Below are 26277 nucleotides of genomic sequence, written 5' to 3'. Positions count from 1 at the left end.
CTACCCTGTTTTTCTCACCCTAAATCGCTTCACCCTGAATGGATTATCACTATGAAACCTTACCTGATGAACTCATCACGCATAAAAAACCTGCTGAGCTGCAACACTCTCGTAACCCTGGCCCTGTTGGGCGCCAGTTGTACCGCGCTTGCGGCACCCAATAGCACCCCCAATAATCCGGCTAAGGCCAGCTACACCGGCTGGAGCTGGTCGGGGCATGTTGATCATGTCAGGTTTGACGAAGAAGCCGCTGCATCGCAGGGCATTGAAGACACCGCCACAGCGGTAGGTGGCGCAGCGGAATATTATTCCAGCAACAGCGAAAATACCCTGTCGCTGGGCATTAACGTACTTTTCTACCGCGATAACGCAGCCTTTGGCCAATATGTAGAGGACTATTGGGGCGACGATGTAGATTACGAAGAGTCAGACGCCAACGCGTTTATGCTATTTGCCGAATACGGCCCCAAATACCGTTTTGGACAGGACAATATGACCTTTGTGACCGTCCGCGGTGGCATCAGCGGTATCCTGGCCTCGGAGCGCAGCATCAGTAATTGCAGCGATTGTTACTCCGAGGATATCGAAATAGACGGCGGGCTCTACGGGGTAATAGGTATAGGTCAAACCCTTGGCCGCCTGGATTTGAGCCTGCAATTCCAACAATATTTTAGTGGCGACATCGACAATAGCCTGCGCCTGAAACTCTCGGGTGCATTCTAATTTCTATATAAAACAAGCACTAACCTGAATACCCCAAGGGTATTCAGGTGAATTTACGCAGTTCTGCCAATTCTTATAAAAAGACGTTATTAAGACTCACTTGCGTTTGTACTGCCATGGTTTACTTTTAAATCGCCACTCGTTGAAGTAGGCGCCGCGAAGGACAATAAATGTGATCACCTATAACCAGTACACGGGCACCATGAATGACCCCTTGAATCCCATTCGCCAGCTGATTCGCCAAGCGCAGGAGCAGGATTCCGCGTCAGGCAAATTGCTCGAATTTGTGGAGTGCCGCAAAGGGCACCTGCATAACGCCATTAAATTACCGGCCGATAAGGCCACCAAAAAGCTCGCCGATTTTGTGGTGCGCTACATCAAACACGTGCCCGATTTTATCGATGCGATCCGCACCATGGCGCAGGAAGCGGGCATCTACGAGGATGTTAAGCCACTGCTGAAAATCGCCAGTGATTACTTTTTATCGCCACCGTCAATTGTGGACCCGCATAGCCAACTGCAGGCGCTGCTTGACGAAGCTTACCTTGCGCATCGTTTGCTGGAGGAAGTGAATGATCGCTTTATGGCAAAAAGTGGCATTCCGCTAGCGCCGATGGATATGACTCTCGCCAATGTGATTGCCCATGAATTAATTGGCGAGCCCTTTGCCAATGAATTGGATCAGGCGGTGCTCTTTTCAGCCGAATTGCTTCTGGATGAACAGGGGTTTACGGGCGAGCACATCGAAGACTATGTGCTTACTCACAAAGTGAAGGGCTGGCAACAGGAACTGGAGCGCTGGCCCTGTCTGGTGGAGGATCTTTCCATCAGCGTGGAGTTTGATCTGGATGACGACGAAACCGCCACCCGCCACTAGACAGGGTCGGTTTCGGCGTTAAGGGTCATATCGTTAAAGCGTGTCTCGTCGAGCATGCCTTCACTTTTGGCGACAATTACTGAAACAACCGCATCGCCGGTAATATTCACGGCGGTGCGCACCATATCCAAAAAGCGATCCACGCCGATAATCAACGCAATGCCTTCCACCGGCAACCCCACCGATTGCAATACCATCGCCAGAGTCACCAGACCAACACCGGGCACACCGGCGGTGCCGACCGAGGCAAGAGTGGCGGTGAGTATCACCATTAGATAACCCATCAGACCAATATCGATGTTGTAGGCCTGGGCGATAAATACAGTGGCCACGCCCTGCATGATGGCGGTGCCATCCATGTTAATAGTGGCGCCCAGAGGTACCGAAAAGCTGGCCACTTTGTTGTCCACCCCCAAATCGTGCTCCACCGTGCGCATGGTCACCGGGAGGGTGGCATTGCTGGAGGCAGTACTGAAACCAAATACCATCACCTTCCACATTTTGCGCAGGAAAATCAGCGGGCCTAAGCCGCTCAGGGTTTTCAGCAGCAGGCCGTAGACGCCCAAACCGTGCAGCAGCAATACAAATAACACCGTAAAAAAATACTTGGCGAGATCGAGAATGGCACCAAAACCCAGCGAGGCAAACAGTTTGACCAATAGGCAAAACACACCATAGGGTGCCAACTGCATCAACAACATCACCATCTTTAACACCACCTCATTGAGGTTCTCAAAGAAGGTGCTCATGTTGCTGCCAATAGTCCCGCCGGTGCGCGCTATGGCCACACCAAACAGAATCGAAAACACAATGACTTGCAGCATATTGCCTTCAGCCATGGCTTGAATCGGGTTGCTGGGGAAAATACTGACAAAGGTCTCTTTAATCGAGGGGGCTTCAGGTGCCGCGTAGTTGCTGGCCAAAGCCATATCCACATCACCACCGGGCTGGACTATTACCGCCACGCCCATCGCCAATGCAATCGCGAGCGCAGTAGTCAACAAATAGAGCGCCATGGTTTTGGTCGCCAGTGCACCCATACGGCTGTGCCCGCCCAGCGAAGCCGCACCGCAGACCAGCGAGACAAATACCAGCGGAACAACCAATAACTTGAGCGAGGCAACAAATACCTGGCCAATCGCATCCAACAGGCCATTGATTACAACCGTCTGCAACCATTGCCCCAGTTGCGTTGCTGGAACCTTATTCGCTTCATCTACCCCTAAAATCAGGTTAAACACTACCCCAACTACAATGCCCAACAGCATGCCGAGCAGAATCTTGTTAGTCAGTGACATAGGAAAACCTCTTGGAATTATTGGGTATCGAGGGTAGATGACTGCGGCAGCGAACCGCCGCAGAGGGGATGAACAGGGAAAAAATTATTCGTTAACGGCGTCTTTCAACGCTTTGCCCGCTTTAAAGGTGACGGTTTTGCTGGCGGCGATTTGGATAGTGGCACCCGTCTGCGGATTGCGGCCTTCACGCGCGGCGCGCTCGCTCACATTAAAACTGCCAAAACCCAGCAGCGCTACCGACTCACCGCGCGCCAAGGCATTGGTGATCTGCTCAATAAACGCCGAGACCACCAAATCCGCTTTATTTACGCCCAGGTCAGTCGTATTGGCCAGGGCAACAACTATATCGGTCTTATGCATAATGCTTCTCCTTTAGGGTATCAAGCCGCGAGTTTACCTGCTTGCAGGCGGTTGCGGCAGGCTTGACGGCGCTTTTTCACCACCGCGCTCTGAATCAAGCTGATAAACTGCGCCCGCTCACAGCAGGCAGAGGAGATAGTTTTGCCCAGTGCGATAGCTTCCACCCACCGCAGTTTCCGCTGGCGCCCACGCCGACAGCTGCCGCCCCAAAGCCGTCCTCCGCGCGCCTTATGCGCTTGGCTGGATGATAGCGGCTCACTCACCGCCCGTTTGATTGCGCTCAGCCAAGGCCAGTTTCACTTGGAGGTTCTGCGTCAATATCTCGCCCTCCCCAGCCGTGAAGAACAACAAGCACTCGCCATGGCGCGGCCCGCGCGCGCATTAATCCGCGAGGTAATTCTGTGTGGTCGCAACCAGCCATGGGTATTTGCGCGCAGTGTACTGCCGCTGTCCAGCCTTAGCGGTAAATTGCGCCACCTGCGCAAACAGCACAATCGTCCACTCGGCGCCTTTTTGTTTAGTCAGCCGCACTTGCGGCGCAGCCCCATTGCAGTAGCCGCCTTTAGCGCCGATGATGGCTATGTGCACGCCAGTATCGCCCGCCAGAACTCACTCTGGGGACGTCGCTCGGTGTTTGCATTGGATGGGAAACCGCTGCTGGTGAGTGAGGTGTTTTTACCCGCGCTCTGCGCTCAGTTGTTGCAGGATAAACCATCGATCAATAATCAATAACATTTGAATATCGGCTTATGACAACCCCTAAAACGCCCCGCCGCTCCGCTAAACCTGCCACTGCAAAAGCAGCTGGCACCAAAGCCGCCAGCCCAAAAACAGCAACTACAGATACGCCAAAACCGCGTACAACAGCGGCTAAAAAGGCCGGGACTAGCGGGTTTATGGGCAAACTCAAGCAAAAACTGCCGCTCTACTGGCGCTTGATGCGCATGGATCGCCCCATAGGCACATTGCTGCTGCTCTGGCCCACCCTCTGGAGCCTGTGGCTGGCAGCCAAAGGCATACCCAGCGTGAAAAATCTGGTGATTTTTACTCTGGGTGTGATTGTGATGCGCGCGGCTGGCTGCGTAATCAATGACTTTGCCGACCGCAAAATCGACGGCAGCGTCGCGCGCACCAAAGATCGCCCGCTCGCCACCGGCGCAGTTTCCAGCCGCGAGGCGATTTTTTTATTCATTGGCCTATGCGTGATCGCCTTTGCATTAGTGCTGATGACCAACCCGCTTACCATCAAACTCTCCCTCGGCGGTCTGTTGCTCGCCTTCTGCTACCCTTTTATGAAACGTCACACCCACTTGCCGCAGGTAGTATTGGGTGCCGCGTTTGCCTGGGGAATACCCATGGCCTATGCGGCCGAGGCCGGTTCGCTACACGAAAACATTTGGCTGATTTACCTCGCCGTGGTGCTCTGGACGGTAGCTTATGACACCTTTTATGCCATGGTGGATCGCGAGGACGACCTTAAAATCGGCGTGAAATCCACCGCCATCTTGTTTGGGGAACAGGATCGGTTGATGACCGGCATCCTGCAAATCCTGGCGCTCTATGCGCTGATTCTGGTGGGCAATCGCTTTGAGCTGGGGCTGTTCTATTATCTGGGCTTGACGGTGGCGGGTGGTTTGTTTGCCTATCAACAATGGCTGATTCGCTTTCGCGCGCGCGAAGCCTGCTTCAAAGCCTTTTTAAATAACAACTGGGTGGGTGTGGCGGTATTTGCCGGTTTAGCTATGGATTATTACTGGCGCTAAGCCCACGCGACTGCACGCAGCTACAATTTTCTGACTTGTCATAAATATGTAACACTGAGCTTATTAAATAAGCTGCAACAATAGCTTCATGAAACGTGAAGCCTACCGTAGTTTTATTAGGCAGAAGATTATGACTGGTCGCAAAATTCTTATCGTCGACGATGAATCCGCCATTCGCGATATGTTGCGTGTGGCACTGGAGATGGCCGAGTACCAAGTGCTGGAAGCCAGTAACGCGCAGGACGCTCACGGCCTGATTATCGACGAAAAACCCGACCTGATCCTGTTGGATTGGATGATGCCCGGCACCAGCGGTATTGAACTCGCGCGCCGCCTGAAGCGCGACGAAGTTACCGCTAATACTCCCATCATCATGCTCACCGCCAAAGGTGAAGAGGACAACAAAATTCAGGGGCTGGAAGTTGGCGCCGACGATTACATCACCAAACCTTTTTCACCGCGTGAATTGGTCGCCCGCTTGAAAGCGGTATTGCGTCGTGCCGACCCACAGATTTCCGCCGCCCCCATCACCGTACAGGGTCTGTGTTTGGACCCCGCCAGCCACCGCGTCACCATCCACGATCAGTCAGTCGATATGGGCCCCACTGAATATCGCCTGCTGGAGTTTTTTCTCACCCACCAGGAAAGAGCCTATACTCGCAGCCAATTGCTGGATCATGTCTGGGGCGGCAATGTGTATGTGGAGGAGCGCACGGTCGATGTGCATATCCGCCGCCTGCGCAAAGCCCTGACCATCGACGGTCACGAAGACCTGATCCAAACCGTACGCGGTACCGGCTATCGTTTTTCTACCCGAATCGAAGCCTGATTACCCTGAATTCGCACAAAGGGGCGGACAGTCCTGCAAGACACGCCGTAAATCCATCCCTGGAGGCTCATCGTCGGGATCCCTCCCTCCGATGGTCTTGCAGGACTGTCCGCCCCTTTGCGCTCGCTTTTGTGCCACGAGGTTTAGGTCTTGTTAAAAGGTTTCAGCGCTGAACTCCAGCGCATTCTGATTATTCTCGCCACCTGCAGCCTGATTGGTTTTTTCAGCGACAACTACGCGCTGTGGATGCTACTCGGCTGTGGCATTTACATTGTGTGGATGCTCTGGCAAATGCGCCGCTTGAACCAGTGGCTACTCAAACGCGAGAGCGAACACCCGCCGGAGGCCAGTGGTATCTGGGGGCAGGTGTTCGACAACATCTACCAACTGCAGCGCGATCAACGCATTGAAAAAGACAACCTGCAAGCGGTGATCAAACGCATCCAGGAAATCAGCTCAGCACTCAAAGACGGGCTGGTCATTCTGGACGCGCGCGGCCATCTGGATTTCTGGAACCCCGCCGCCCATCGCATGCTTGGGTTGAATACCAAAGACCAGGGGCAATCGGTCATCAATTTTGTGCGTCACCCCAAATTTGTCGCCTATTTTGAAGAGGGCAATTACGGCGAGCCGCTGGAAATTCCCTCGCCGCGTTTTCCCTCCAAACACCTGCAATTCCAAATCACCCCGTTTGGCAAAATGGAGCGATTGATTGTGGTGCGTGATGTGACCCAACTGCACAACTTGGAAAAAATGCGTCAGGATTTTATCGCCAACGTCTCCCATGAATTGCGCACACCGCTCACGGTGATAAACGGCTATGTGGAAACCCTCGCCGATAACAACACCACCCCGAGCTGGAATAAACCACTGCAGCAAATGTTGCAGCAAGCCAAGCGTATGTCGCTGCTGATTAACGATTTACTGGTGCTTTCCAAACTCGAAACCACTGAGGCGGGTCACAATTACAAGCCCATTAATATTGAGCAGCTGCTCACTATTGTGAAAAGCGAAGCGGAAGTATTAAGCAAGGATAAAAACCAACAGCTCACGCTGGTGTGCAACAACACCACGCGCCCGCTATTGTTGCAGGGCAACGAAAAAGAATTGCACAGCGCCTTTTCCAATCTGGTAATTAACGCCATTAAATACACCCAGCCCGAAGGGCGCATCAACATGCTGTTATGGCAGGACGAGAAACATTTTTATGTTTCGGTAAGCGATAACGGCCCTGGCATTGATGCCCAACATATTCCGCGCCTGACCGAGCGTTTTTATCGTGTGGATGCCAGCCGCAACAGCGGCACCGGCGGCACCGGGTTGGGTTTGGCGATTGTGAAACACGTGCTGATGCGCCATTACGCCGAATTAAAAATTACCAGTGAACTAGGCAAGGGCAGTATGTTTATTTGTGTCTTTGCACTGCCGCAATAGTTACACCGACATTCGCACATCAGGCTTATTTACTACCGGAGTCTCATCCTTTTGAGGGTGAGACCAGCATCACAATTTTTTCACACCCTGTAATTCAAAGGCTTTTTTGGCGAAATTAATCCGAATTATTGCCAAAACTCGAACGCGCTACGCAAACTCCTACCGCTCAACCCGAAAGTCGGACTCGCCAAATACAACGTTGTCATTTTAGACTCATTGCTGCTGCAAAATATCCGCACCCCGGTTGTTGGATATAAATGCACTGAACATTACCGCGCCGCTCAAGTGGCACCGGTTATACCTTTTTTACTTCCAGCAGGAGATCCAGAGTGAACAAGATCAATAAATGGCACTCACGCCTCAACCTGAAAAGTTGTGGCGTATCAGCCTTAATCATCAGCCTCAGTTCTTTGTTTGCCGTTACCGAAGCCAGCGCCCACGGCTACGTGTCATCACCCAAAAGTCGGGTGATTCAATGTAAGGAAAACGGTATTGAAAACCCCAGTCACCCCGCGTGTATCGCAGCCAAAGCAGCAGGTAACGGCGGCTTGTACACCCCGCAAGAAGTGGCGGTGGGCGGTGTGCGCGACAACCATGAGTTCTTTATTCCCGATGGCCGCCTGTGTAGCGCCAACCGCGCCAACCTGTTTGGCATGGACCTCGCCCGCACCGACTGGCCAGCCACCAGCGTGACTGCTGGTCCACTGAACTTTGTGTGGACTAATACCGCGGCGCACAAAACCACCTATTTCCGCTACTACATCACCCGTGAAGGTTACGATCACAGCCAGCCGTTGCGTTGGAGCGATCTGGAATTGATTCACGATTCAGGCCCGGAAGATCAACAAGCCGTATCTACCCATCGGGTACAACTGCCACCGCGTACCGGTCGTCACATTGTGTACAGCATTTGGCAACGCGACTGGCTGCGCGATGCGGCGGAAGGCTTTTATCAATGTATCGATATCGACTACGGCAACGGTTCTAACCCACCGGCCAGCAGCAGCGCTTCGTCGGTTTATAACTCATCGGTAGCGTCATTGAGCTCTAGCTCCATCGCCTCCAGCATCTCCAACAATACCTGTGAAGGTTTGGGCATTTGGAACCCGAGCATTGCTTATACCGCACCGACCCAAGTGCAACACAATGGCAAACGGTACCAGGCCAACTACTGGACGCAAAATAACAATCCTGCAAGCAACAGCGGCCAATACAGCTATTGGTTAGATCTGGGTGCCTGTGTAGGTGGTGTAGCTTCATCCTCGGTGGCATCGAGCATCCTTGCCAGCTCGTCGTCCAGCGTGAGCAGTGCGGTAGCGTCTTCATCTTCGGCCGCTACCGGCAACTGTAGCTCACCCGCCTATGTCAACGGCGCGACCTATGCTGCAGGAGCCTTGGTACAAAACGGTGGTAGCGAGTACAGCTGCACCGTGGCTGGCTGGTGCACCGTGGGAGGCCCCTACGCACCGGGTACTGGCTGGGCCTGGACCAACGCCTGGTCACTGGTGCGCAGCTGCCAATAATGGCGCAATCTTGAGTGCCGGATCTGCCCTGCAAGTCGGTTCCGGCACCATCAAATAAAAACGGCCACTGCCTGCGCAGTGGCCGTTTTTTATGCCTGTCTGATTCGTGTAATTCAGCTATTGCCAGAGGGTTCACGCTCAAATTGCAAACGGGCCAATTGCTGGTACAACTCACTCATGTCCATCAATTCCGTATGAGTCCCTGTCGCCACAATCCGGCCCTGTTGCAACACCACAATGCGATCCGCATTCACCACCGTGGAAAGGCGATGGGCAATCATAATGGTGGTGCGGTTTTGCATCAGTCGCTCCAGCGCCTGTTGCACTGCCTGTTCGCTATTGGAATCCAATGCGCTGGTAGCTTCGTCCAGCAATAAGATCGGGCGATCCGCAAGAATCGCTCGGGCGATAGCAATACGCTGTTTTTGCCCGCCGGATAAGCGTGCACCGCGCTCGCCCAAATCGGTATCCAGCCCCTCGGGTAACTGCTGAATAAACTCCATGGCGAATGCCGCCTCGCAGGCCGCGATAACCTGCTCATCGCTCGCCTCGGGCCGCGCATAGCGCACATTGTCACGCACGCTAGTGGCAAATATCACCGGATCCTGCGGCACCAGAGCGATGCGCGCGCGCACTGCCTGTAGGTCAGCGTCTTTCAGGTCGACGCCATCGAGTAATACACTGCCGCCCAGCGGATCATAAAAACGCTGCAACAACTGAAAAACCGTGGTTTTACCCGCGCCCGAAGGGCCAACCAAGGCGACTTTTTCACCGGGATTTACGCGTAAATCAAACCCCGCAAAGACCTGTGTATCCGGCCGCGACGGATAGGCAAAATGAACCGCGCGCAGCTCCACCAAACCGGCGGCAGGCTCGGGTAACGGCAAAGGGGCGGCGCGCAGTGGCAAGCTGGAAGGTGTCGCCAACAGCTCCACCAAGCGCTCGGTCGCACCCGCCGCGCGCTGTAACTCCCCAATCACTTCCGAAATAGTACCCATCGCACTGGCGACCAACACGGCGTAAAAGATAAACGCCGACAGTTCGCCCGCGCTAATTCGGCCTGCCAGTACATCGTGGCCGCCCACCCAAAGGATCAATGCGACGGCACTAAACACCAGGGTGATAACTGCAGCCACCAATAACGCGCGCTGCTGTACGCGCTTGATGCCCGTCGCAAAAGTCGCCTCCACTCGCTGATTGAATACCGCACCGGCGGCCGCTTCATGGCCATAGGATTGCACGGTACGAATTTCGTGAATCACCTCATCGGTATAGGCGCCGACATGGGCGACTGAATCCTGGCTGGCCCGCGCCAGAGTTCGCACCCGACGGCCAAAAGCGATAATCGGCACCAATACAAAGGGAATCGCGACCAATACCAGCGCCATTAATTTCAAGCTGGTCACCGCCAGCATCACCAAACCACCCAGCAACAGCAAAGCGTTGCGCAGCGCCATAGAAACGCTGGAGCCAATCACCGTCTCCAACTGGGTAGTGTCATTGGTCAGGCGCGAAAGTACATCGCCAGTACGGTTTTGCTCAAAAAATACGGGTGATAAGGTTAATAGGTGGGCAAATACCCGGCGGCGCAAATCCGCGGTAATGCGTTCACCCAGCCAGGAGACCAAATAAAAACGCGCGTAAGTCGCCACCGACATCAATAAAATCACCGCCAATAAACCCAACAGCGCCACATTGAGCAACTCCGCACTGCCCGCCACAAACCCTTTATCGATTACTTGTTTAAGCCCTTGCCCAATCAGCAAAACAGAGCCAGCGGCAATCACCAGCGCCAGTAAAGCTGCGGCAATACGGGTTTTATAGGGAGCGAGCAGGTCGACCAAAATCCGGCGTCGGGTCAGGGCAGTGGGCATAGCTATTCCAGAAGGGGGAAGTGGTAGATCAGCAGGAGATTGGGGAGCGCAGGTTAAATACAAGCAAACGTGCGTGAGTGGTGACCTTTGTCAGGCCGGGTCAGAAGTAAAACAGTGCGGGGAAATAACAAAATGACGGGCGATAAAAAAGGCGAGATTTTCATCTCGCCTTTTTAATCACACTTCTAAATCCGCAAGGAATTAGATAGCGGTGATGTTTTCAGCCTGTGGGCCTTTTTGGCCTTGGGTCACAGTGAAGCTAACTTTTTGGCCTTCAGCCAGGGTTTTGAAGCCTGAACCTGAAATGGCGCTGAAGTGAGCGAAAACATCTGGACCAGATTCTTGTTCGATGAAACCGAAACCTTTAGCTTCGTTGAACCATTTTACAGTGCCAGTAGTAGTTTTAGACATAGTGTTACCTATTAATACAAAAGTAAGGATTACCCCGAGGGGCGATTGTGCTGGAAATGTGGGAATTACTTATGTAAACAGGCCAAAATTCTATTACTGGAACTTCGAAATGTGGTGCATAAATATTAGACGTACTTTCAAGCTGAATCCAAGTCTACACGCCTTTGAGGCAAAGTCAATCATTTAACTTTCACTGTGCAACTCATGGGCATAACCCGAGAAGGTTATACTGTGCAGCGCATTTTCCCTGGAGGATTTTAGTATGTTGGTATGGTTGAAGAGAGTATTTTTAGGGCTTTCCGCCAGCGCACTTTGCACCAGCGCGCTGGCCCAGACCAATGATTTTACTCTGGCGGATTGGCCCACCACTGCCGCACCGTTGAAGCCTGTTTATGTCAAAGCCATTATGGAGCAAGCAGGAATCCATCGCGTTTCTTTCTCACGCGATACTGCGTTTTACGTAACTGCGCTGGATAGTTTTGCGCATTTGGCACAGGAAAAAAATTATCGCCCTTATTTAAAAACGTCGGTGGCGCAGAATCTGGCCACTCTCGCTGTAGTGCATTGCGATTGGAACAACGGTGTTGAACCCTGGGAGTTCGCACAAAAATATTTAGGCGCTGAACAGCTGGCCTTATTACAAACACACTACCCTGACGCCATCACTAAACTGCGGAAGAATTGTGAATAGGCGGGTCTATCCATCTAAAAATTCGTTGAATCTGTTTTAATAGACGGGCTCTTTATTGTGCTGCGCACCGACTAGGATGTTATTACTCTCTCGCCTCACTTGCGGCTACATCCTCTGTCATGACTCGTCAATCGCATCCTTATTTAATAGTACTGCTCGCTGCCGTTATTGCCACCACACCACTGGCAGTGGATATGTATTTACCGGCTATGTCCAATATCGCCACCGACTTGCACACACACATTGGCACAGTGCAACAGTCGCTGAGTATTTTTCTCGCCGCTTATGGTGCGGGCATGCTGTTGTTTGGGCCACTTGCAGATTCCCTGGGGCGGCGGCCATTGGCGATTTTTGGCTTAACCGGTTTTACCCTCAGCAGTATTGCGCTGGCGTTAGTACAAGATGCGCAGATATTTTTACTCTTGCGCGCAAGCCAGGCATTTTGTGGCGCGGCCGCCACCGTGGTAGTGCCGGGCTTTGTGCGACAGTTGTATCAGGAACACACCGCCAAGGGCATGTCCTATTTATCCATGATGATGATGCTCGCCCCGCTGCTCGCACCGGGCATTGGTAGTGTGATTTTATGGTTCAGTGAATGGCGCAGTATTTTTATTGTGTTAGCGCTTTATGGAGCGATGATTTTTGCACTGGTGTGGAAGTGGCTGCCAGAGATTAGCCAGCCAATTGCTGGCAATGACGATGCACCCGCAGGATTTTTTAGCGGTTATAAAATTGTATTTTCCAATCGCCAGGCGCGGCCGATGATTCTGAGTATGATGTTCGGGTCGTTTGCGTTTTTTTGTTTTATCACAGCCGTATCGTTTGTATACATTAATTATTTTGGCGTGAGTGAACAAACCTTTAGCCTGCTCTTTGGAGCCAACGTGATTTGTTTAATCCTCGCGAATTTTATTAATAGCCGCCTGGTTACGCGGGTTGGCTCGCTGCGGATGTTACGCTGTGGTTTAGTGATTGCGCTAATTAGCGCCTTTGTTTTATTTCTCGTGAATTATTTGCAGCTGGGCCTGTTATGGACAGTGCTGAGCATAGCGCCACTGATGGGGGCCTTAACGCTGATGTCCACTAATGCTGATGCAATTGTATTGATGAAATTCCCGCATCACAGCGGTACGGCGACGGCGGTTACCGGAACTTTACGGTTTGGCAGCGGTGCCTTTGCCGGGCCATTACTTGCTTATTTTTATACGGGAACTGCCATGCCCTTTGCGCTGCTGATGCTCAGCGGTGTCGGCGCAGTTGCCCTCTGTCAACTCTGGTATTGGTTTGTGGATAAACAACCTGCGCCGGGCGCACTGTGAGTGAATATCATGCAGGATCAAAAAAATAACCCACTGCACGGGTTGACCTTGGAAACCATCGTTACCCGTCTTGTTGAACATTATGGTTGGCAAGAGCTGGGGCAATTAATCAGCATTCGCTGCTTTCAAAGTGATCCGAGTGTGAAATCCAGTTTGAAATTTTTGCGCAAAACACCTTGGGCGCGTGAAAAAGTCGAACAACTTTATTTGGCTACCGCTTTTTCTGACTGCTGATTTTCCTGCCGATTATTTTTTTGATGGCCAAATATTTTAACAACAACCAGCAATTATTGTGGCGGTGTTTGACTCGCATCAACTCGGTGGACAATGAAGCCCTTATGCTGTGCCCTTTGCATTCAGGACACAACTGGCATGAATCAGGCAATCATTCCGCGCGACAAAGCCCATTTTCTCTACAACAAAGATGGCCATCAATGTATCCAGTTTTCTGATCTGGTGGTGGGTGAGGGTATTCAAGCCAATCAATTTTTAATTATCGACAATAACCGCGCCGCACTCATTGATCCCGGCGGCGACCTCACCTATACACCACTCAATATTGAATTGGGCAAACGGGTTAAAACCCATCAGTTGGATTACATTTTTGCCTCACATCAAGATCCGGATATTATTGCCTCGCTACCGCGCTGGATGATGTATACCCAATGTCAGGTTGTCACCTCCAAACTCTGGTCACGTTTTTTGCCGCATCTGGCCTCGCAATATATTACCCAGCAGTTAAGCCAAAACTTGGATGAACGTATTATCGCCATGCCCGATAGAGGCGGCGCGATTGAATTTGGTCGCGGTGAAATAATTGTGTTGCCTGCCCACTTTTTACATTCCGTAGGCAATTTTCATTTTTATGATCCGGTCAGTAAAATTTTATTCAGTGGCGATATGGGCGCTTCGCTTATTGAAGAGCATGCCGAGCAACCAGTAATCGATTTTGATGCGCACATTCCCCATATGCTCGGTTTTCACCAACGCTATATGGCAAGCAATAAAGCCTGCCGCTTGTGGGCGAATATGATTCGCGACATGGATGTGGAAATGATGGTGCCACAGCATGGCAGCCCATTTGTGGGGCGCGCCATGGTGCAGCGTTTTCTGGATTGGATTAGCAACTTGTCCTGTGGCATTGATTTAATGAATCAACACCATTTTGATGCGCAGAAAGCGGGTTATAAAAAATAATTCCGTGCACAAAGCACTTTATTGCTCCAAACAAATAACTACCGCTGCGTGATAGGACTTCCAATATACCGGTATCACATAGGAACGCAGTTGCGCAGGCAGATGAATATGATTGGGCGCGCCTTCAATCATTACCGGTACCGAGATCATAAATTCATGGCCAAAGGTACTGCGCGCATTACCGGAAATAGTATTGGCCACCTCACCCACCAGATCAAAAATATGTTCATTACTGGTATCGGATTCACCGATACTAAGCAGTAAATGCTTTAATAAAATACGCGGCGCGGTGAAATACACGCAGCCACGGTAAGGGCCGGAAATGCCAATAATGCCGGTAATATCATAAGCAGCGGGATTATTGTTTTCGACCAGATAAGGCGTACCAACTTTCACTTCCTTATCATTGGTGTGATGGAAGTAGCGCACAACACCATCGATAAATACTTGTATGGTTTGTTCAGACATTTATTGATCCTTAATCCAGGGTTAGCTCGTTCAATGCATCCAGCAGTTGTTCTTCCGTAAAGGGTTTGCATAAAAATCCGCGCGCCCCTTTTTTTAATGCATCAATACCCGTGGCTTTATCCGACAGTGCAGAAACCACCAAAATCCGCACCGCCGGGTCAAGCGCAATCAATTGCTGGATACAGGCGATGCCATCCATCTCCGGCATGGTTAAATCCATGGTGACTAATTGCGGGCGTGTTTGTTTAAATAATTCCAAGGCTTGTAAACCATTTGCAGCCGACGCCACTACGTTAAATTGATCACTGTCATTACAGCGCTCAATTTTGCGGCGAATAATATTGGAGTCATCAACAATCATCAGTGACAGCATAGGCAGATCCTTGTGAAACAGGTGATAGGGTTTGTTCATTTACAGGCGGAATAATAGGTAAGCTAATAACAAAACGACAAAATTCACCGGCACGACTGGCCACATTAATTTTGCCGCGCTGACTAATAACATGTTGCATTACTGCCTCCATGCCTATGCCGCGCCCCGCATCTTTTGTTACCTCCGCCGCTGTACTAAACCCCGCTTGAAAAATTAACCCGAGTAATTGTTTATTACTCCAGGATTCAATTTCCTGCTCCGACCATTTTCCTGTCGCCAGGGCTTTCTCGCGGATGGCGACATAATCCAAACCCTTACCATCATCGCTAATGGTCAATTCCATTTCGGCGTCTGATAATTTGGCGAGGCGCAAATCAATACGCCCCACCATTGGTTTTTCGCTCAGCTCCCGCTCGTGCGGAGTTTCTATGCCGTGCACCACAGCATTGCGCAGTAACTGGATACAAATTTCTTTCAGCTGTTGCTCGCACTCTGGTGCCAGGTTGATTTCACTCAAACCACTGGCCACCAACCGTACTTGTTTACCGTTGCGCAGCGCCATATTTTGTACAAAGTCATTCAGATGATCCCAGCCATCGTTGCGACGGCTACCGGTAATATTTTGCGTGGATGCCGGACGTGGTGCCTTATTGCTCACCAGCGAAAACTGTCCCAGTTTTTCGGTGAGCTGTTGCACTTGTTGTGTATAACTGATTAAGTTTTCCAGTTGCACCGCGAGGCCGAGGTAGTCATTGCCGCTAATATCCGGTTTGCTGCGCAATTGCGCCAGGGTGTCTTCCATGCTGTGGGCGGCATTTTCAAAAAATGCCAGTTTGAGTGAAGCAGCTTCACCTTTAAAATTGTGAATTTCGCGAAAAATAGTGACTGCTTTATCGCGTACCGCCTGTGCGGTTTTGGCCGGTTGTCGCAAAATGCCATTTATGCGATTGAAACACTGAAAACTGTTATCGATAAATTCTTTCAGCAGTTCAGGGTGGGTATGCAATAACCCGGTAATCATTTCCAGCTGGGATTCATTGTGCTTGCGGCTCTCACTTAATTCGCGCGCGAGTTTCACTTGCTCGGATACATCCTGCACCGTTACCAACACATGGGAAATTTCTCGCTCCTGATACGCGCGCGCAAAACTAAACTGCAAATGTTTAGTAAGAAAACCACCATTAACCTGGGCAATGTTTACTTCCACCAAACTCAACGGATTCAAATCGCCAATCAGTTTTTCTTTGATTTTTGGATCAAACAATAATTCGATAAAACCGCGCGCGGTTTCTGCGTCTTTTTCGCTGATCATGTTTTCCAACAAAGTCAGAAATGATTTGCCCGCAAAGGTCTGATTGCCCAACACCTCGGCTAACTTGGCCGAGTGCTGCTCACCAATCATTAACTTATTATCGATCAGGAATAGCCCTTCATTTACCGTCTCCAGAATTTCCATGGTTTCGCGTCGCGCTTTTTCAATCACCGCATCGCTGTCGCGCAATTGGCGAACAAAGTGCAGCAAAATAAACAGGAAGTTCATTACCGCCAGACTGATACCGATGGTTTGAATCAGCCGCAAGCGCTTGGCTTTGGAAGCGGCGACTTGCTCAAGGCTCAAGGTGAGGTCGTTCATGGACGCCAGTATCGACAAGTTGTGCAGGCGCGCCATAGCAACGGCGGCGCTCAGCGCATTTTCAGTGTCCGCCGTTAACGGCTGCCCCAAGCTTGGCGCTGCACTGGCAACAAAATCATCGACTGCGGATTTATAAGGGCGCCAAAGTTGCGCGGTGTTATGCAGTGCATCGCGCCCGGCGCGATTGGTTACTGCCTCGAGGATTACTGTTTCTTTCCCGGCGCCACCGCGCACACTGCCGCCCTGCACAAAAGCTTGCAGGGTTTCATCAAACAACGTTTTACTGAATAACAGCTCTTCATAGGCAGTTTGGAAAGCAGCGGGATCGCCGCGTGAGCTATCCAATACAAACAGAGTTTTTGCCATCCGCTGCGACAACATGCGCTGACGGCCCGCAAGGTTTACACCTACGGCGTCGTCGGCAATTTCAAAAGAGACATAAAAGTTGAGCAGCAATACCGAAGCGTCGAGTAATAAAAAAAGTGCGACAGAAATTAAAATGCCGCGGTATTTACCGTAATTGAATTGAAACGAAGTCGACATGCGTCACGCCCTTATGACCAGAAAAATTGCAGCAACACTGCTGTCGGGCGATCCGATATTGCCCATCACTGCTCCTGACGCGGTTGCGCCTAGTGATCAAGCTGTAGCGAAAGCTGTGCCAAGTTAAAAAAGCATTCATTGGCGCGGGAAATGTTTTATTTTGGTGCTAAAAATAGCCACCAACATAGAAAATGCAGCGTAAATTGTGATGTGGTTGCACGGAGACTGGTGCACACCAAAGTAGGCGCGCACAGCTTTGGATCTTTTTTAAGGTTTAGTCCTATTAATTAAGGCGCTGATTATTTTTCCTCTTGCAATTGCAGCGCCCACATCTGCGCGTAACGTCCCTGCAACTCCAGCAGTTGGTTGTGGGTGCCCTGTTCAATAACTTGCCCCTTGTCCATCACCACAATTTGGTCGGCGTCCACCACGGTGGATAACCGATGGGCAATGACCAGAGTCGTGTGGCCGGTGGCAACAGCGCGCATCGCCTCCAGGATTGCGTTTTCGGAATGGGAATCCAGGGCGCTGGTGGCTTCATCAAAAATTAAAATCGGTGCGCCTTTTAACAATACTCGCGCTATAGCAATACGCTGTTTTTCCCCGCCGGATACTTTTAATCCGCGCTCGCCTACCAGCGTTTTATCGCCTTCGGGCAAACTGTTAATAAAGTTATCCAGGTGCGCCATTTTTATTGCGCGCGCAATTTGTTCGTCGCTCGCCTGCGGGTTGCCGTAAGCAATGTTCTCGCGAATAGTGGTGTTAAATAACACCGTGTCCTGCGGCACTATGGCGATGGCGCGCCGTAAACTTGCGAGCGAGACAGTGCGAATATCCTGCCCATCGATTTGAATGCTGCCCGCGTGAATATCGTAAAAGCGATAGAGCAAGCGCGCGAGTGTACTTTTGCCCGCCCCCGAGGAACCCACAATCGCCACTTTACTGCCCGCCGGAATATGCAAATTAAATTGCTGCAAAATCGGACGCTCGGCGTGATAACCAAAATCTACCCCTTGCCAATGGATCTCACCCTTGGCAATTGCCAAAGGTTTGGCATCCACCGCGTCTTTAATGGTTGCATCGCGTTTTAACAGCGCGAGCATATTTTCCAAATCGGTGAGCGAGCGGCGAATTTCCCGGTAGACAAAACCTAAAAAATTGAGCGGGATAAATAGCTGGATCATGTAAGCGTTAATCATCGCTAAATCACCAAGGGTCATTTCTTTTTTGATGACACTGTCTGCCGCCATCCACATCATCGCGGTCATGGCCAATGCAATAATTAATGCCTGCCCCGAGTTGAGAGCCAACAAGGACATGCGATTTTTTAGTTTAGCTGTCTCCCAGTTGGCGAGGAATTTGTCGTAAGTGTCAGCTTCGTACTGCTCGTTGTTAAAATATTTGACGGTTTCGTAATTGAGCAGCGAATCAATTGCGCGGGTACTGGTGGAGGAATCTGCCTGATTTGCTTCGCGTACAAATTTGTTGCGCCATTCGGTGGTGTAAATAGTGAATACCACATAGATGGCTACGGCGACTAAGGTAATCACCGCATACCAAATGGAAAATGCCGCGGCAAAAATAATCGCGACCATTAAAATTTCAAACAGTGTGGGCACTATATTGAACATTAAAAAGCGCATCAAAAAACTGATGCCATTGGTGCCGCGTTCAATATCGCGGCTAATGCCACCGGTGGCGCGATCCAGATGAAACGCCAGCTCCAGCGAATGTAAATGGTTAAATACCCGCAAACCGATTTTACGCATGGCGTGTTCGGTCACGCGGCTAAACAGCGCGTCGCGCACCTCGCCAAAAAACACGCTGCCAAAACGCAGCGCGCCGTAAAACAGGATAAAAAACGCGGGAAAGATTAACGGCGACGCGAGGCTGGCATCCACCCCATCAATAATATGTTTTAGCGCCCAGGGCATCACCAGGGTTGCGCCTTTGGCGGCGAGCAGGGCGAGAATGGCAAGAATGACTCGCCCTTTGAAATCCCACAAATAGGGAAGCAAATACGCCATGCTCTGGCGTAAATTCACCTTGGCATTTTCAGGGCGGGGTTGTTGATTGGGGTGGGCCGATAAACCCGAGGAGTGCATACCGCGCATAACATGAGTCTTTAGGGCTGAAGCGAAAAAAGGACGCCCTTAGCGCAACAAAGGCTAACCGGCGTTGGTTGCCGGTAAGTGTATAACAACCGCGAGGCCGCCGAGTGAACTCTGTTGCAGCTGCAAGACACCACCGCAGTGCTCGACAATATCGCGCACTATGCCAAGCCCCAAGCCATGGCCCTGCACTTGTTCATCAATACGGGTGCCGCGGCTCAATACCTGTTCCCGTTCGGCGGCCGCGATACCGGGGCCGTCGTCCTCGATAACTAATTCAAAATGTTGTGCCACCGGATTATGGCGAATGTTTACTTGCACTTGCTGGCGCGCCCATTTACAGGCGTTGTCGAGCAAGTTGCCCAATAGTTCCAGAATGTCCTCGCGATCCCAGGGCAGGCGTAAATCCGCCGGCGCCGACCAGTGAACCTGCAAATCGCGGCGATGAATTAATTGCAGAGTTGAAATTAAATCCGGTAATTCGGCCGCGCAGTGAAAGTGCGCGCCGGGCAGGGCTTCGCCGGCGAGCCGCGCGCGCGCCAATTCGCGGCTGATGCGCTCTTGCATTTGCTGTAATTGGCTGCGCAAATTATCGCGCAGTTGCGGCTGATTATTTAATTCGCTGCGATTGGCGAGGCTGAACAAAATCGCCAGCGGCGTTTTTAAGGCGTGGCCTAAATTGCCAAGCGCATTGCGCGAGCGTTTAAGGCGATCCTCTGTGTGTTGGCTCAGGCGATTTAATTGCTCAACCAGAGGTTTTAATTCGCTGGGCACTGCAGTTTCCAGCGTGCTGCGCTGCCCCTGTTGCAATTGCGCGATTTGTGCGCGCAAGTCCTCCAGCGGACGCAATGAACGCGCCACTAAATAGCGCTGCAATAATACCAACAGGATCAATGCCGCCAAACCCAACCCGCCACCCATGAATTGCATGCGACGAAAATTATCGAGCATGGGCGTGTAATCCTGCGCGACTTGAATGACGATGGTTTTACCAAAGCGACGAAATTGCGCGCGATAAACTAATAATTGCTGCGCTTCAGGGCCGTCATGCAATGCGCGCTGCAAACCGCGCTGCGTAAGCAGCGGCAATTGATGGTCCCACAGCGAGCGCGAGCGCCACTGTTTACCATCAAAATCGATTAAAAAATAATACCCGGAAAAAGGGCGCTGATAAGCGGCACCGATACGCTGTTGATCTAACTCTATGCCATTAGTACCACGCACCAGGGCAGCCAACAGGGTTTCACTTTGGGTTTGCAATTGGGTGCTGAAATAGCGGCGCAAACCTTGGTCAAAGACCCAGAGGCTGAGTTGCGCGAGCAGCAAACCCACTAAAATTAATACCCCGATCAACCCCACACTCAGCCGCTGTTGAATGGAATTGAAGGCGGGTTTTAAGGGCGACAATTTTCTCACGCTGATTGTTCCACCAGGCGATAGCCCTGGCCGCGCCGTGTTTCTATTGCGGTTTTGCCGAGTTTGCCGCGCAGGTGATTGATATGCACTTCAATTACGTTGGAATCGCGCTCACTTTCACCATCGTATAAATGATCGTGCAATTGCGCTTTGGAAATTATTTTGCCCACGTTCAACATTAAATAGCGCAGCAAACTAAATTCAGCGGCAGTGAGTTCAAAGGTTGCGCCATTTTTGCTGACTTGTTGCAGGGCTTCATCCAATTGCAAACCGGCGGCAATTAAGTGTGTTTGATTCACCTGACCGTGGCTGCGGCGCAACAGTGCTTGAATACGCAGCTGTAATTCTTCCGGGTGAAACGGTTTGGTGAGGTAATCGTCGGCGCCGGCTTTTAAACCTTCTATACGCTCCGCCCAGTGATCGCGGGCGGTGAGAATTAATACCGGGCGCTGCATTTGCGCCGCGCGCCATTCGCGCAATACATCGAGGCCGGATTTTCCCGGCAAGCCCAAGTCCAGCACAATTAAATCATAGGGTTCAGTTGCGCCTTGATACGCCGCATCGCGGCCATCGGCGAGCCAATCCACCGCGTAACCGGCGCGTTTTAAATCCGCCGTTAATTCGTCGGCGAGGGCGACATTGTCTTCCACGATAAGAATGCGCATTAGTCATCCTCCTCGTCTTTTAATAATTGGCCGGTGCTGGCATCGATTTCCAACTCGCGCACCACACCTTCGGTGGTAATTAATTCCACGTCATAGACATAAATATCGTCATCCTCCTCCAACTCAACTTCCAACAAGCGGGAGGCGGGATGACGCGCCTGTACCAGCGCGAGTAAATTTTCCAGCGGAATAATGCGCCCCAGCTCGCGCAAGCGCAGGGCTTCGTCCTGGCTCAGGTCATCCGCATTGACACTCAGGGTGAGTGCGAGCAGCGGGATATAACAGAGCAAGCGAAATAAGGGGCGCATGGGTTACCTTGCAAAAGTTTGCGACAATTAAGGATTAATCGTCTTGTTGGTTTTTGAGAATCTCACCGGTGTTGGCATCCAGCTCTATATCCCACTCAAGGCCCTGCGCATCGCGCAGTTCGATTTGATACACGTAGCGGCCCCATTGGTTTTCCAATTCCGTATCCTGCAGCACACCGCCGGGGTGTTGGGCAAGCGCAAGGGCGTTGAGTTTATCGAAGGCTTGAATGCTGCCAGCATCGCGCAATTTAATGGCTTCATCAAGGCTGACATCTTTTGCCTGTACCAGTGCTGTAGCAGAAAGTAAGGCAGCAAAAACGAGAGTATGTTTAATAAAAGTCATGGTGGTGTTCCTATTCATAAGTGGTTGGTAAACGTCATCAGCGATAGCTGAAAAATGGTGGCCTAAGCCTGTGTCGACCAGTTGAGAATAGGGAAGCTCACTTAAATGAACCTTAATTTAGCCCGGCATAAATATTTAATGCGCAAGCTGTGGGTGTAATTGACTGACAAATGCGACTTATAGATACTGCGCTGACGCCGTAGTACACACTTGTTATCAGGAACCGCACAGAGTCAAAGCGCTCAGGGAACCCGGCACAAGCACTGGGTCTGCGCGCGATTCCAATAATCACACCAAGGATTCAAGTATGTCTCTGCGCACCTGCCTTGCGGCATGTTTGCGTGTTAGCACCTTGCTGGCACTGCTCACTTGCTGCCTCATCCCGACGCAATTACACGCCGCCACAACCAGCCATCAACCCCTGCCGCTGGAAGTGTTTTATAACGATGCGATGATTGAAGATATTGAGCTATCGCCTGATGGTACTCACTTATTGGCGCTGAAAAATTTTGGCGGCGATACCGTAGTGATGGTGGTGGAATTAGCCAGCGGTAAAACTATTTATCCCGCCAAAACCGATAACAAAGAATTTAAATTTAACTGGGTCAGCTGGGCCAATAACGATCGGTTATTGATGAGCTTGCGCTTTGACAGCCGCGCCCCCAACGGCGTGAAGTATTCGCAGACCCGCCTGCTGGCAACCGATGCCAAAAAGCAGGGCAAAATGATCACTCTGGTTAAACCGGATGAAGATGCGCCCTACAACCATGTGAGCCAATATCAAGACAATGTGATTAGCTACCTGCCTGACGACCCGGAGCACGTACTGATCAGCGTGGACCGCGAAATGGCCCATCATCAAACCGTGTACAAAGCCAACGTCTATACCGGCCGCTTGACCCGCGTGAAAAAACACTCGGGCAGCGTGCGCTCCTGGTACGCCGATCGCCAAGGCAATGTGCGTATTGGCGAGCACTACGACGATAAAAAACGCAAAGTCACCTACAAGATTCTCGATCAAGCCACCAATAAATGGGTCGTGGCCTGGGAATACGTCGTATTCGACGAACCCTCAATTTACATTGCCGGTTTTGGCAACAATCCGAATGAGCTCTATATTTTTGCCGATCATGAAGGGCGTCAAGCACTGTTTAAAACCGACCTGTCCAAACCCGGCTTCCCGCGTGAATTGATGTTCAGCCATGAGAAATACGATGTCAGGGGTCGTTTGATTTATTCCCGCAAAGAAGTAGTGGGCCTGTATTACTACGATGGCAACTCACGCAGTGTGTTCTGGAACAAAGAATTCCAGGCATTTCAGGGCGGTTTGGATAAAGCCCTGCCGGACACCAACAATTACATAGTGAATATGAGTGAAGATGCGCGCAAATACGTGCTCTACACCACTAACGCCACCAACCCCGGCACTTATCTGTACGGCGACCGCGACGCTAAAACCCTGTCACCTCTGGCGGCAGCTTACCCGGATTTAACCGAGGACGTGCTGATCGAAAAAGAAATGCGCCGCTACAAAGCGCGCGATGGTTTGGAACTGGAAGGCTTTTTATCGCTGCCCAAAACCTTTGCCAACAAACCCACCGCCACCATCATCCTGCCCCACGGCGGCCCCATGAGCGAGGACGGTAAAAGCTTCGACATGTTCTCCACCTTTATGGCCAACCGCGGTTACGTGGTATTCCAACCCAACTTCCGCGGCTCCTCGGGTTACGGCCACGATTTTATGATGCAAGCGGTGGGTGGCATGGGCCTTGAAATGCAAGACGATTTGGAAGATGCGGTGAAATACCTGGTCGATGAAAAAATTGCCGACCCGAAAAAAGTCTGCATCGTGGGCGCCAGCTACGGCGGTTATGCCGCACTCATGGGTGCGACTAAAACCCCCGACTTGTTCCAGTGTGCGATCAGTTTTGCCGGTATGTCTGACCTGGTGAAAATGAGCAATAATTTCCGCTATTTCACCAACAAAAATACTGCGCGCAAACAATTCGGCGAGGACAAAAAACAGCTCAAAGAAACCTCACCGGTACGCATGGCCGAAAAAGTCAAAATCCCGATTCTATTAATTCACGGCGACGATGACGTAATCGTACCCGTAGAGCAGAGCCGCATTATGGCGCGCGCCCTGGAAAAAAATGGCAAGGTACATGAATACATCGAATTGGAGGAGGGCACTCACAATCTGGATTACCTGCCCCATCGCCAACAAACCTTTGAAGCCATGGAAAAGTTTTTGCAGACCCATTTGAAAATCTAACTTTTCCTCCGCTCACGTCAGTCCGATAAAAAAACGCCGCCCTGCAGCCTGCAAGGCGGCGTTTTTTATCGCTTATGCAAGCAGTATTAACACCGCCATTTTTCCGGTTCGGGGGGATGAGTGGTATTATGCAGCCACATTCTCCCCAATTCCGAGCATCAATGAAGATACCAAAACGCTTACAACCTCTGGTCGATGACGGCCTGATCGACGAGGTTTACTACCAATTAATGAGCGGCAAAGAAGCGCAAGTGTTTGTGGTGCGCGCCAATAACGAAGTCCGCTGTGCCAAAGTCTACAAAGAAGCCAATAAACGCAGTTTTAAACAAGCGGTGCAATATCAGGAAGGCCGCACCGTGCGCAATTCGCGCCGCGCGCGCGCCATGGCCAAAGGCACCCGTTACGGCCAAAAAGAAGCGGAAGAGGCCTGGCTGAACGCCGAGGTGGACGCACTTTATCGCCTGGCCGAAGCCGGTGTGCGTGTCCCCACACCCTACTGGTTTTTGGAAGGTGTGCTGGTAATGGAGTTGGTAGTCGATGAAGAAGGCGACCCCGCACCGCGCCTGGACGCTGTCGCCTTTGACCCGGAGACGGCGCGCGACTACCACGCGCGCATGATGATGGAAATTGTGCGCATGCTCTGCGCCGGACTGGTTCACGGTGACTTGTCCGAATTTAACGTGTTGGTGGATTACGAAGGCCCGGTGGTCATCGACCTGCCGCAGGCTGTTAACGCGGCCGGTAACAACAACGCCAAAGCCATGCTCACCCGCGATGTAAACAATATGCGCGACTACTTTGGCCAATACGCACCGGATTTATTAGTCACTCACTACGCCGAAGAAATTTGGGATTTGTTCGAACACGGCAACCTGCACCCCAATGTAAAACTCACCGGCGAATTTGCCGAGAGCAACGTCGACGCCGATATCGCCACCATGATGCGCATTATCGAACACGCGAAAGAAGAAGAGGAAGATCGCAAAGAGCGCGAGCGCATGGCGCGCGATGGCGAGTTTTAACTCCACAAAATAAAAACCCCCGAACAACAATCTGTTCGGGGGTCTGCGATACCCGCTGCTGCCGGAATCAAATTAGCTTAAACGTTTTCACCCACGCTAAACAGGTTGCGATACACCACACCCATCACCAGATTGACCAAAGGCACCGCCCAGATCAAACCAATACCCAAGGGCAGCATCGCCAGAATTACTACAACCAACACCACTAAGTACAAGCCGAAAACTCTAAACCAGCATTTGTGAATGGTTTTACGCGAGGTTTCCAGCGCTTCCCAAATACCCATGTTTTTTTCCACCAGCAGTGGAATCGCCATGGAGTAAGCAACCGCTAAATAAATACCGGGGATAACCAGCAGTACCAAGCCGATTAAAATTAAAATCACCATCGCCACATACAGCAAAAAGATGGGGATAATTTTTGAATAATAATCAAACACCATAAATGCGTTGGTGGCCGCGCCTACACTGCGCTTAATACCGAGCATGGTGATACCGGCGTAAAGCGGGTAGGTCACCAAACCAATCACAATTTGTGAGATGAACATTATTACCAGCGAATCTTTGCCGATAAATTCAAACGGCAGCGATACCGCGATAGAAATTGCAATGTAAATCAGCATTGCACCCCAGAGGGTTGCCTTGTAACCGCTGGTTAACTGCCAGGCTTCTTTGAATACATCGCCAATATCCCAGTTGGGATTGATTTGATAATGCACCGGTTGTTGCTCGTGCAAATTACTTTGCGGGGTTTGATAGGGATTAGCGTCTGTCATTTCCTTGCTCCTGGTTATTTGATTGACGCGCCAATTAATCATTAAATA

General features: G+C 51.2%; 26 protein-coding genes. 13 read left to right on the top strand and 13 right to left on the bottom strand.

Annotated elements, in window-relative coordinates; all coding sequences use genetic code 11:
- The first annotated feature begins 51 nt into the window (after positions 1-51).
- Both D0B88_RS04505 and D0B88_RS04500 read left to right on the top strand, forming a co-directional pair.
- The gene (locus D0B88_RS04505; protein ID WP_151055464.1) at positions 52-723 is read left to right on the top strand and encodes a hypothetical protein; all 672 of its coding nucleotides are present in this window, start codon (positions 52-54) and stop codon (positions 721-723) included.
- Between the two features lie 172 nt (positions 724-895).
- A complete protein-coding gene (locus D0B88_RS04500) occupies positions 896-1600 on the top strand; it encodes a hypothetical protein (protein ID WP_007638838.1) in 705 nt (234 codons plus the stop codon).
- Here D0B88_RS04500 and D0B88_RS04495 read toward each other — a convergent pair.
- Entirely contained in the window at positions 1597-2898 is a 1302-nt protein-coding gene (locus D0B88_RS04495) for a dicarboxylate/amino acid:cation symporter (RefSeq protein WP_151055462.1), read from the bottom strand. The two genes, D0B88_RS04500 and D0B88_RS04495, sit on opposite strands and share 4 nt — an antisense overlap.
- Before the next feature lie 84 nt (positions 2899-2982).
- Positions 2983-3258 (bottom strand): HU family DNA-binding protein, encoded by a 276-nt coding sequence (locus tag D0B88_RS04490; protein WP_007638849.1) that lies wholly within the window; start codon positions 3256-3258, stop codon positions 2983-2985.
- A gap of 141 nt (positions 3259-3399) precedes the next feature.
- Between D0B88_RS04490 and D0B88_RS04485 the strand changes: the two genes are divergently transcribed.
- The 5 genes from D0B88_RS04485 to D0B88_RS04465 all read left to right on the top strand — a co-directional run bounded on the left by D0B88_RS04485 (position 3400) and on the right by D0B88_RS04465 (position 8807).
- Entirely contained in the window at positions 3400-3990 is a 591-nt protein-coding gene (locus tag D0B88_RS04485; protein ID WP_151055460.1) for a chorismate lyase, read from the top strand.
- 164 nt (positions 3991-4154) lie between these two features.
- Positions 4155-5021, top strand: a complete 867-nt coding sequence (gene ubiA / locus D0B88_RS04480) for a 4-hydroxybenzoate octaprenyltransferase (protein ID WP_151059243.1) — start codon at positions 4155-4157, stop codon at positions 5019-5021.
- A 130-nt stretch (positions 5022-5151) separates the two neighbouring features.
- Positions 5152-5850 (top strand): phosphate regulon transcriptional regulator PhoB, encoded by a 699-nt coding sequence (gene phoB, locus D0B88_RS04475; protein ID WP_007638853.1) that lies wholly within the window; start codon positions 5152-5154, stop codon positions 5848-5850.
- 150 nt (positions 5851-6000) lie between these two features.
- Positions 6001-7284, top strand: coding sequence for a phosphate regulon sensor histidine kinase PhoR (gene phoR, locus D0B88_RS04470; protein WP_007638854.1), 1284 nt, complete (start codon positions 6001-6003; stop codon positions 7282-7284).
- A gap of 329 nt (positions 7285-7613) precedes the next feature.
- Positions 7614-8807: a lytic polysaccharide monooxygenase gene (locus D0B88_RS04465; RefSeq protein ID WP_151055458.1), complete on the top strand. Its 1194-nt coding sequence runs from the start codon at positions 7614-7616 to the stop codon at positions 8805-8807.
- Positions 8808-8920: 113 nt separating this feature from the next.
- On the opposite strand, the gene D0B88_RS04460 is transcribed toward D0B88_RS04465, so the two are convergent.
- Both D0B88_RS04460 and D0B88_RS04455 read right to left on the bottom strand, forming a co-directional pair.
- Positions 8921-10681 carry an ABC transporter transmembrane domain-containing protein gene (locus D0B88_RS04460; protein WP_151055456.1) on the bottom strand — a complete coding sequence of 587 codons (1761 nt, stop codon included), beginning with the start codon at positions 10679-10681 and terminating at the stop codon, positions 8921-8923.
- A gap of 201 nt (positions 10682-10882) precedes the next feature.
- On the bottom strand, positions 10883-11092 hold the full coding sequence (locus tag D0B88_RS04455; RefSeq protein WP_007638858.1) for a cold-shock protein: 210 nt from the start codon (positions 11090-11092) through the stop codon (positions 10883-10885).
- 262 nt (positions 11093-11354) lie between these two features.
- Between D0B88_RS04455 and D0B88_RS04450 the strand changes: the two genes are divergently transcribed.
- The 4 genes from D0B88_RS04450 to D0B88_RS04435 all read left to right on the top strand — a co-directional run bounded on the left by D0B88_RS04450 (position 11355) and on the right by D0B88_RS04435 (position 14299).
- Complete coding sequence (locus D0B88_RS04450) at positions 11355-11783, top strand: hypothetical protein (RefSeq protein ID WP_007638862.1); 429 nt, start codon at positions 11355-11357, stop codon at positions 11781-11783.
- A gap of 119 nt (positions 11784-11902) precedes the next feature.
- Positions 11903-13102 (top strand): Bcr/CflA family multidrug efflux MFS transporter, encoded by a 1200-nt coding sequence (locus tag D0B88_RS04445; RefSeq protein ID WP_151055454.1) that lies wholly within the window; start codon positions 11903-11905, stop codon positions 13100-13102.
- A gap of 9 nt (positions 13103-13111) precedes the next feature.
- Entirely contained in the window at positions 13112-13336 is a 225-nt protein-coding gene (locus D0B88_RS04440) for a VF530 family DNA-binding protein (protein ID WP_151059241.1), read from the top strand.
- A gap of 138 nt (positions 13337-13474) precedes the next feature.
- On the top strand, positions 13475-14299 hold the full coding sequence (locus tag D0B88_RS04435) for an MBL fold metallo-hydrolase (protein ID WP_151055452.1): 825 nt from the start codon (positions 13475-13477) through the stop codon (positions 14297-14299).
- Positions 14300-14317: 18 nt separating this feature from the next.
- Here D0B88_RS04435 and D0B88_RS04430 read toward each other — a convergent pair whose 3' ends face one another.
- From D0B88_RS04430 to D0B88_RS04395, 8 genes are all read right to left on the bottom strand, one after another.
- Positions 14318-14767 carry a chemotaxis protein CheX gene (locus D0B88_RS04430; protein ID WP_151055450.1) on the bottom strand — a complete coding sequence of 150 codons (450 nt, stop codon included), beginning with the start codon at positions 14765-14767 and terminating at the stop codon, positions 14318-14320.
- A 10-nt stretch (positions 14768-14777) separates the two neighbouring features.
- The gene (locus D0B88_RS04425; protein ID WP_040391023.1) at positions 14778-15140 is read right to left on the bottom strand and encodes a response regulator; all 363 of its coding nucleotides are present in this window, start codon (positions 15138-15140) and stop codon (positions 14778-14780) included.
- Positions 15118-17316: an ATP-binding protein gene (locus tag D0B88_RS04420; protein ID WP_151055448.1), complete on the bottom strand. Its 2199-nt coding sequence runs from the start codon at positions 17314-17316 to the stop codon at positions 15118-15120. The genes D0B88_RS04425 and D0B88_RS04420 overlap by 23 nt, the downstream gene beginning before the upstream one ends.
- Positions 17317-17615: 299 nt before the next feature.
- Positions 17616-19430: an ABC transporter ATP-binding protein/permease gene (locus tag D0B88_RS04415; RefSeq protein WP_225318530.1), complete on the bottom strand. Its 1815-nt coding sequence runs from the start codon at positions 19428-19430 to the stop codon at positions 17616-17618.
- Positions 19431-19484: 54 nt separating this feature from the next.
- Positions 19485-20843: a sensor histidine kinase gene (locus D0B88_RS04410; protein WP_007638884.1), complete on the bottom strand. Its 1359-nt coding sequence runs from the start codon at positions 20841-20843 to the stop codon at positions 19485-19487.
- Complete coding sequence (locus tag D0B88_RS04405) at positions 20840-21508, bottom strand: response regulator transcription factor (RefSeq protein WP_151055446.1); 669 nt, start codon at positions 21506-21508, stop codon at positions 20840-20842. The genes D0B88_RS04410 and D0B88_RS04405 overlap by 4 nt, the downstream gene beginning before the upstream one ends.
- Complete coding sequence (locus D0B88_RS04400) at positions 21508-21816, bottom strand: PepSY domain-containing protein (protein WP_007638886.1); 309 nt, start codon at positions 21814-21816, stop codon at positions 21508-21510. Before D0B88_RS04400 ends, D0B88_RS04405 begins: the two co-directional genes overlap by 1 nt.
- A 34-nt stretch (positions 21817-21850) precedes the next feature.
- Positions 21851-22159, bottom strand: coding sequence for a PepSY domain-containing protein (locus D0B88_RS04395; RefSeq protein WP_007638887.1), 309 nt, complete (start codon positions 22157-22159; stop codon positions 21851-21853).
- 307 nt (positions 22160-22466) lie between these two features.
- On the opposite strand from D0B88_RS04395, the gene D0B88_RS04390 reads away from it, so the two are divergent.
- The gene (locus D0B88_RS04390; RefSeq protein WP_151055444.1) at positions 22467-24434 is read left to right on the top strand and encodes a S9 family peptidase; all 1968 of its coding nucleotides are present in this window, start codon (positions 22467-22469) and stop codon (positions 24432-24434) included.
- A 161-nt stretch (positions 24435-24595) separates the two neighbouring features.
- On the top strand, positions 24596-25456 hold the full coding sequence (locus tag D0B88_RS04385; protein ID WP_007638893.1) for a PA4780 family RIO1-like protein kinase: 861 nt from the start codon (positions 24596-24598) through the stop codon (positions 25454-25456).
- 77 nt (positions 25457-25533) lie between these two features.
- Here D0B88_RS04385 and D0B88_RS04380 read toward each other — a convergent pair whose 3' ends face one another.
- Positions 25534-26229, bottom strand: a complete 696-nt coding sequence (locus tag D0B88_RS04380; RefSeq protein WP_040391024.1) for a hypothetical protein — start codon at positions 26227-26229, stop codon at positions 25534-25536.
- Positions 26230-26277: the final 48 nt, after the last annotated feature.

It is taken from the genome of Cellvibrio sp. KY-YJ-3, from assembly GCF_008806955.1.
Taxonomy (GTDB): domain Bacteria; phylum Pseudomonadota; class Gammaproteobacteria; order Pseudomonadales; family Cellvibrionaceae; genus Cellvibrio.
This window is presented reverse-complemented; position numbering and strand designations above follow the sequence as displayed.